This window comes from Paenibacillus oleatilyticus (genome assembly GCF_018998565.1).
Taxonomy (GTDB): domain Bacteria; phylum Bacillota; class Bacilli; order Paenibacillales; family NBRC-103111; genus Paenibacillus_G; species Paenibacillus_G oleatilyticus.
Genome location: NZ_JAHNZO010000050.1, coordinates 23,698 through 31,816, shown reverse-complemented (window position 1 = coordinate 31,816; position 8,119 = coordinate 23,698). Strand labels below are relative to the sequence as shown.

At 54.5% G+C, this 8,119-nt stretch carries 8 protein-coding genes, 1 tRNA gene and 1 pseudogene; all 10 read left to right on the top strand.

The features are described 5' to 3' along the window. Positions 1-326: pseudogene (locus KQX66_RS35290) on the top strand (polysaccharide biosynthesis protein); the annotation flags it as partial. A 41-nt stretch (positions 327-367) separates the two neighbouring features. Further along, on the top strand, positions 368-1,876 hold the full coding sequence (gene yabN, locus KQX66_RS35285) for a bifunctional methyltransferase/pyrophosphohydrolase YabN (protein WP_216798214.1): 1,509 nt from the start codon (positions 368-370) through the stop codon (positions 1,874-1,876). Positions 1,877-1,953: 77 nt separating this feature from the next. Further along, a complete protein-coding gene (locus KQX66_RS35280; RefSeq protein ID WP_010501443.1) occupies positions 1,954-2,226 on the top strand; it encodes a non-specific DNA-binding protein Hbs in 273 nt (90 codons plus the stop codon). Next, positions 2,226-2,498, top strand: coding sequence for an RNA-binding S4 domain-containing protein (locus KQX66_RS35275; RefSeq protein ID WP_010501445.1), 273 nt, complete (start codon positions 2,226-2,228; stop codon positions 2,496-2,498). The genes KQX66_RS35280 and KQX66_RS35275 overlap by 1 nt, the downstream gene beginning before the upstream one ends. 680 nt (positions 2,499-3,178) lie before the next feature. Beyond that, entirely contained in the window at positions 3,179-3,463 is a 285-nt protein-coding gene (yabP, locus tag KQX66_RS35270; RefSeq protein ID WP_025846843.1) for a sporulation protein YabP, read from the top strand. Next, on the top strand, positions 3,460-4,041 hold the full coding sequence (gene yabQ / locus KQX66_RS35265; protein WP_216798213.1) for a spore cortex biosynthesis protein YabQ: 582 nt from the start codon (positions 3,460-3,462) through the stop codon (positions 4,039-4,041). The genes yabP and yabQ overlap by 4 nt, the downstream gene beginning before the upstream one ends. Positions 4,042-4,066: 25 nt before the next feature. Continuing rightward, a complete protein-coding gene (locus tag KQX66_RS35260) occupies positions 4,067-4,396 on the top strand; it encodes an FtsB family cell division protein (RefSeq protein WP_216798212.1) in 330 nt (109 codons plus the stop codon). A 116-nt stretch (positions 4,397-4,512) separates the two neighbouring features. Then, positions 4,513-4,980, top strand: a complete 468-nt coding sequence (locus KQX66_RS35255; protein ID WP_036690441.1) for a S1 domain-containing RNA-binding protein — start codon at positions 4,513-4,515, stop codon at positions 4,978-4,980. A gap of 94 nt (positions 4,981-5,074) precedes the next feature. Then, a tRNA-Met gene (locus KQX66_RS35250) sits at positions 5,075-5,148 on the top strand. Between the two features lie 418 nt (positions 5,149-5,566). Next, on the top strand, positions 5,567-8,062 hold the full coding sequence (gene spoIIE / locus KQX66_RS35245; protein WP_216798211.1) for a stage II sporulation protein E: 2,496 nt from the start codon (positions 5,567-5,569) through the stop codon (positions 8,060-8,062). Positions 8,063-8,119 lie beyond the last annotated feature (57 nt).

Here is an 8,119-nt window from a genome sequence, read left to right as displayed (position 1 = left end):
CGCTCGCGCACGCGCTGCGCGCCGCCGGGGTCCCGGCCGCGGGCGGCCTCGCCGCCATGAAACCGATGCTTGGCATCGGCTTCATGGCGCTCGGCCTGCTGGCCGTGACGCACGGCGTCCCGCCGCTGCTCGCGCAGCTGCCCGCAGCCCTGCCCCCGCGGGGCATGGCCGCGGTCATCGCGCTCGGCGGCGTCGCCGTAGGGGCGCTCGCTTACGCGGTGGCTCTGCTGCGCCTGGGCGTCGTCACCGCCGCCGATCTGGCGCTTGTGCCGCAGCTGGCGGGGAAGCCCCTCGCCTGGCTGCGCCGATTCCGGCTGCTCCGCTGACGGAGCGCCGAACCCCACACTGAAGGAGGCGGCTCTGGGCTATGTCCACTCAACCGCAAATTACGATCGTCGGTCTCGGAACCGGCGATGAAAACCAACTGACCCTTGGCGTCTGGCGTAAGCTCGAAGCCGCAGGCGCGCGAGGCGGGGCGATATTTCTCCGCACCCGGGAGCACCCGATGGTCGCGATGCTAGACCACCACAGCCTTCGCTATGAGACGTTCGATGCGGTCTATGAAGCGCACGAGGCTTTTGACGCCGTCTATGAGCAAATCGCTTCGCAGCTGATCGAGCGGGCCAAAGCCGCGAACAGCGGAGAGGTGCTCTACGCCGTACCCGGCCATCCGATGGTGGCCGAGCGGACTGTCCAGCTGCTGCGCGAGCGTTGTCCGGCAGAGGGTGTGCTGCTCACCTTGATGGGTGGCGAAAGCTTCCTGGATCAAGCGTTCCTGCGGCTCGGCTTCGATCCGATCGAAGGCTTTCAGCTCCTGGACGGCACTTCGCTGACGGCGAGCGGGCTCAATCCGCAGCTGCACACGCTGATCGGGCAGGTATACGACGTCTACACGGCGTCCGACGTGAAGCTGACGCTGATGGAGCTGTATCCGGACGACTATCCCGTCGTCGTCGGCCATGCGCTTGGTGTGGCCGGAGAAGAGCGCGTGCGCGAGGTGCCGCTCTATGAGCTGGACCGGGTAGAGGGCTACGGCAATTTGTCCTTGGTCTGGGTGCCGCGCACCGACCGCGAGGACGTGCGGAGCCGCACCTTTGCGCGGCTGCATGAGATTGTGGCTATTCTCCGCAGCCCCGAGGGCTGTCCGTGGGACCGCGAGCAGACGCATCAATCGCTGCGCAAAAATCTGATCGAAGAAGCGTACGAAGTGCTGGAAACGATCGACGAGGACGATCCCGACCATATGCGCGAGGAGCTCGGCGATCTGCTGCTGCAGATTATGCTGCACTCGCAGATCGAAGCGGAGGACGGGATGTTTACCGTTTTCGACGTCATCCGCGAGCTCAACGAGAAGCTCGTCCGTCGTCATCCGCACGTCTTCGGGACAGCGCAGGCGGAAGATGCCGACGAGGCGCTGGGCAACTGGCAGCAGATCAAGGAAGAGGAGAAGCGGAAGAAGGGGATCAACCCCGACGAACTGCCGCTTCTCTCCGGCGTTCCCCGCGAGCTGCCGGGACTGATGAAGGCGTACAAGCTGCAGAAGAAAGCCGCTTCGGTCGGCTTCGATTGGGGCACCAAGGAAGAGGTGCTGCCGGTCGTCGAGTCCGAGCTGGCCGAAGTGAAAGAGGCGATCGAGCGCTTCGGCAAAGCGGAGCAGCAGGAAGAGCTGGGCGACCTGCTCTTTGCCGTCGTCAATCTGGCGCGGTTTCTTAAGGTGGACCCCGAAGAAGCGATGGCGGACGCCAACCGCAAATTTTTTGAACGGTTCGGGTATATCGAGGCGCAATTGCGTTTAAAGGGCAAATCATTTGACCAAACTGATTTGCAAGAGATGGAATCTTTGTGGCAGGAAGCAAAAAAAGTTCTGAAAAAATAAGATGCTTTGCAGGATTTTCCTAACGAACAAAGAATACTTTAGTTCAGCGTCACTTTTAAGAGGAGGATATTAAACTCATGAACAAAACCGATCTTATCAACAACATCGCAGAAAAAAGCGGCTTGACTAAAAAAGACGTGGAATCCGTATTGAACAGCTTCCTTGGCGAAGTTACGGAAGCATTGTCCAACGGTGACAAAGTACAATTGATCGGCTTCGGTACGTTCGAAACCCGCAAACGCTCCGGCCGTACGGGTCGCAACCCGCAAACGGGCAAAGAAATCACCATTCCTGAGTCCAAGGTTCCTGCATTCAAAGCAGGCAACAAGCTTAAAGAAGCGGTGAAGTAATGCGGCTTGACAAGTTTCTGAAGCTTTCCCGCCTGATCAAGCGGCGCACTGTCGCGAAGGACGTGTCCGAACAGGGCCGCGTCTGGATCAACGGACGGGAGGCAAAGCCGAGCAGCGCGGTGAAAGTGGGCGACGAATTGACGATTCAATTCGGGCAAAAGCTGGTGACCGTGCGCGTGGAACTGCTGTCCGAGTCGACCCGCAAGGAAGACGCGGCTAAGATGTACACGTTGCTCAAAGAAGAAATGAATAAACCCGAGCCTTTATTTTAAAGGCCCGCCAAAAAGACCGGAGCTTTCCGGTCTTTTTTTAATCGAACTCCGTGGCCGGGACCGTGAACCCATCCTTTCAAGAATGATCCCTCACCGGAGTCGGAAAGGTACCCGGCCCCGCTTTGCAAATAAAGGAACACACAATGCGTTAAGCCAAGCCTGCCAGTTATTCATTGGACTTAGCGGAACTAGGGTTCTTTAACCGTGTCGAAAAAGTTTCATACCCCCTGAAATAAGGCTGTTAACGCACGTCAGGTTCTCTATTTTGTCCGGATGGGCTAATTTGGATACAATAGCACACGTAAAGTTCCTCTATTTGTAAAACCATCGATCCTTCACGATTTGATTAAAGCTTCGAAGGTTTTTCTGGACCTCCGGTTTTACCTTCCATTCGAGGCGGATTCCTTCTCTCTACCATGGGTAGTTCTAAACCTCGGACGACCTCCATATTTTTAAGTAAACAAGCTTTGTGCGTAAAAATTTTTGATGATGCGTTAGCGTAGAACGGTGTGATGGCCGGAGAGTTTACGTGCCGCCTTTGAAAACGGGTTATTTCCTCTGAAATTCAATATTAAGATAACCCGTTTTCAAGAGCGGCCGCAGGCCATCAGCACCGTTCGTAGTGACAACGAGAACAAATGGTTTTACCGCCAAAGCGTCCAAGGAGGATGAACCAAGCCATGGTAGAACAGCCGGGGAAGGTGAAACGGCAGGAGATCAAGATGCTCAACCGCAAGCTGCTCGAGGTATCCGGCGTGTTGAATGTGGAGAGCTTCGACAGCGAAGAATTTTTGCTTGAAACCGAGTGCGGATATTTGATGATCAAGGGACAAAATTTACATATCAAAAACTTAAGCTTGGAGCAGGGTCTCGTTGCCATCGAAGGGTACGTGAACGAGCTGGCCTATGTTGACGCAAACTCCCAAGGGAAAACCAAGGGATTCCTGAGTAAGCTGTTCAAGTGACGCTGCACGTCCAGTTCGTCACCTTGGGGATGATGTATGCGGGAGGTCTGGCGCTCGGGGGACTGTACGACGTGTACCGGGTGCTTTCCGGCCAGCTGAAAGTCCGGGCATGGCTCCGGGCGGTTCTGGACCTTCTCTATTGGCTCATCGGTACGCTCTTGGTGTTCATACTGCTGTATGAGAGCAATTGGGGCGAAGTGCGCCCGTTTATATTTTTGGGTCTCGGCATCGGGATAACCTTTTACTTTTTAGTGTTTAGCCGGACGATGATTCGGGTAATACGTTTTATGATCCGTGCCGTGCTGGCTGCGATCCGGTTCGGCAAGCGGACGGTTCAGCTGTTGATTATAAAGCCGGCCCTGGCGATGTATCGCATCGTTGTGATCTTTTTGGGATTTTTGGCGGCGACGGCTATATTCCTGTACAAAATTGTGTTACAATTGCTTTATCCTGTGTGGAAATTGCTGTTATGGCTTCTCAAGCCTTTCGGTCGGTGGATCCGTTTTCGCGTTTCCGTCCCCGCATGGGTTCTGAAAACCGGTCAAAACATCGCGGCATGGCTCCGTCGACTCTTTTGATCGTACGTAGGAGGATTTCAGGTACATGCAGGCAGTCTCGAAAACCAATCCCATGCAACCGCATAACAAAGGCTCCTTTCGCCGACGCCGTTTGGTCATGCTGATGCTGGCTTGTTTTTTGAGTTGGGCTGGCGTCACACTTTGGAATCAGGTCGGTAAAATCAGCGAGCGCAACCAGAAGCTTAGCGCAGTGAGGCAGAAAGAAGCGGAAGCGCAGCAGCAGAATGAAACCTTGCAGCGTGAGATCGCGCGTCTGAACGACCCCGAGTACGTAGAGCAAAAAATTCGCAAAGAGCTGCATTATGTCAAGCAAGGGGAGACGTTATTTTATACCCCGAAACCGGCCCAGAAGTAACTCGGCAAAAGATGGGCACAGCCTTGTGTTGACCGTATTTTCTCCGTAAGTTATAATCGGCATAGCTTCAATTTCTCTTTGTTTCTTAACTATTTAAGGGAGGATTAGTTTACTTTATGGCAATTGAAGTGGGCAGCAAGCTGCAAGGAAAAGTGACAGGCATTACTCACTTTGGGGCGTTCGTTGAGCTATCTGAGGGGGTTACCGGCCTTGTGCACATCTCGGAGATTGCGGACAACTATGTCAAGGATGTCAATGATCATCTGAAGCTTAACGATATCGTAACCGTAAAAGTGATTAATGTCGACAAAGACGGCAAAATCGGATTATCGATCAAGCAAGCGGTCGATCGCCCGGTAGATGCCGCTCCGACAAGGCCCGCTCGTTTTGAAAGACAAGGCGACCGCGGCGGCTTCGGCCGAGGGGACCGTGGAGGCCGTGGTGGTGGTAGACCTCCCGCCAACAAGCACGTTACCTTCGAAGATAAAATGGCGCGTTTTCTGAAAGACAGCGAGGATCGCATCTCTTCCTTGAAGAAAAATACCGAGGGCAAAAGAGGCGGACGCGGCGCGCGTCGTGACTAATAAATAGACGGAACCGGATGGGCCGAAGCTCATTCGGTTTTTTTGCGGGCGCTTGACAAGCCCATACCGGCTGTTATATACTCATGCTTGTTGCGGCGGCATAGCTCAGCTGGCTAGAGCGTACGGTTCATACCCGTAAGGTCGGGGGTTCGATCCCCTCTGCCGCTATAAGTTAAGAGCAAAGCGAATAAACCTGAAGTCGGGCGGTGAGAATCGTCAGACGATCAGGTTTTTTGTTTGCCGATTTTCCGCTTGGTTGGCGGGAAAGCCATGACTTTGTCACAACGCAGAGCGGGCCGGACTTTTTTTGTCGTATCTTTCGGGCGGCCCCGGCGAATCGACAGGTTGTAACGTAAAGGACAAAGGTCCGCTGCGAACAAGTCCCGAACATAAAGTGAAGTGTAGGAAACCGCATTTTTGTGATAGCGCTTTCATTTTCTGTTAGTCCGCGGACTCAGGGCGATTCGCGCCGGCAACTCTTTTTGTCGGAAAAAACTTTGGACCAGCCCCCGCATTCTGACAAACTTTCCGATGGACAGCTTATATACTAAGACCACTAATAGTCTATGGGTGGTGTGATGAAAATATGCAAAAACGTCAAAGTATGAATGCAATGGGAACGGCAGCGTCGGGGTGGGTGCTTCGGATCAAGCAAGGCATCATTGCGTTGGTCGTGAAAAACCGGTTGGTGCAGTGGCTCGTCGCCAAGAAATGGTCGATATTGCTGCTGCTGATGGCGTTTTTGCTGGGCCGAGCGATGATCCTCGATCAGCTCGCGCCGTTCGCGGTCGCCTTTTTCGCGGTCATGTATTTTTTGCGGCGGGAGCTGCTTTATTGGTCGGGCGTATTTCTGGCCGCGGGCGGTCTGTTCTCCATCGATCCGAAGCATACGGGATACCTGGTCGCGCAGATGCTGGTCTTCTTGCTGATCCAAAAAGGCGTAGAGCGGTTCGAGCGGTCCGACATCTCGTATGCCCCGGGAATCGTATTCGCCGCCACGTTTTTCGTTCAGCTGTTCTCTCATCTGGCCTCTGCGGAACTGAGCTGGTATACCCTGATGATGACGGGCATCGAATCGACGCTTAGTCTCATTCTGACACATATATTCCTGCAAGCGATTCCCGTGTTTACCTTAACCCGCAAAAATTACAATTTAAAAAACGAAGAAGTCATCTGTCTGATTATTCTGCTTGCTTCGGTGATGACGGGGACCGTTGGTTGGCTCATCGGGCCGGTTACGCTGGAGCACGTATTGTCGCGGTACTTGATTCTGTTGTTTGCACTCGTAGGCGGGGCGCCGCTCGGAGCTTCCGTGGGGGTCATCTCCGGGCTTATTCTGAGCCTCGCGAATGCAAGCGCCATTTATCAGATGAGCTTGCTGGCGTTTGCGGGGATGCTTGCCGGGCTGCTGCGCGAAGGCAACAAAATGGCGGTAGCGCTCGGCATGCTGATCGGTTCTTCCATTCTTTCCTTTTATTTAGGAAACTCGTCGGAGGTGATTCATTCCACATGGGAGTCGGTGGCGGCGGTCACGCTGTTCCTGATGACACCGAAGGGAGTCATTCAGATGCTGGCCAAATACGTGCCGGGAACGCAGGAAAATCTGAAATCTCAGCATGATTACGCCAAGCGGGTGCGGGATGTGACCGCGAGCCGGGTCGAGCAATTTTCCGAGGTGTTCAAGCAGCTTTCCCGCAGCTTCACACAGGTGACCGTTGATGCGCAGCCGGCGCGCAAGGAGGAGGAAGTCGGCCATTTCATGAATTCGGTGGCGGAGAAGTCGTGCGCGCACTGCTGGAAGAAGAAGCAGTGCTGGGACGGCAAGTTTTATCAGACTTATAAATTTATGACCGATATGATGACGGAGGTGGAGCTTCGGGAAAATATGTCGCGCAAGGATGTCCGGCCGCAGTGGAAAAAGCAGTGCATTAAGCCGGATCAAGTCTTGGAGGTGATGAAGCAGCAGTATCAACTATACAAGCACGATCAGCATTGGAAGAAGCAGATCGTCGATAGCCGCCAGATCGTAGCGGATCAATTGTCCGGAGTATCGCAGGTAATGGAGGACCTGGCGAAAGAGATCAAACGGGAAGGACAGGAGCTCTTCATGCAGGAAGAGCAGATCCGCAGTGCGCTGGAGGAGCTGGGACTTTCCATACATAGCATCGACGTCATCAGCTTGGACGAAGGCAATGTCGAGATCGAAATCGTGCATCAATATACGAGAGGCTTTGACGAATGCCGCAAAATCATCGCGCCGCTGCTCTCCGAGATTGTCGGGGAGAACATTGCCGTCAAGAACGAGCAGGCGATGGAGCGGAAGGAAGGCTATAGCACGGTGCTGTTCGGTTCGGCGAAGGAATACGAGGTGGAAACCGGGGTGGCCGGGGCGGCCAAAGGAGGCGATTTGCTGTCGGGCGACAGCTTCAGCACCGTGGAGCTAGGCAACGGCAAGTTTGCGGTGGCGCTTAGTGACGGCATGGGCAACGGCGAGCGGGCCCGGGCGGAGAGCAGCACGGCGTTGTCGATTTTGCAGCAGCTGCTGCAATCCGGCATGGACGAGAAGCTGGCGATCAAATCCGTCAATTCGGTGCTGATGCTGCGCTCGTCGGACGAGATGTTTGCGACGGTCGACGTGGCGCTTGTCGACTTGTATAACGCGCAGACCACTTTTTTGAAGATCGGATCGACGCCAAGCTTTATCAAGAGGGGAGATGAGGTCTTCCCAGTGACGGCCAACAATTTGCCCGTAGGGATCGTGCACGATATCGACGTCGATCTGGTCAGTGTGCCTTTGCGGCATGACGATATTTTGATCATGATGACGGACGGCATTTACGACGCGCCGGGCCACGCGGTGAATAAGGAGCTGTGGATGAAACGGATGATTAGCGAGATCGAGGCGGACAGTCCGCAGGATTTTGCCGACATTTTATTGGAGAGGGTGGTGCGGTATCACCATGGGGACATTTATGACGATATGACGGTGGTCGTCGCGCGGATCGCGAAGTTCCAGCCGGAGTGGGCAACGTTCCGTTGGCCCGGTATGCAGCGCGTGGACCGTCCGAAAACGGTAAGCTGAAATAAAGGCTAACCAAACTAAAAAACGTCCTATGTTTTGAGGACGTTTTTTTGGTTT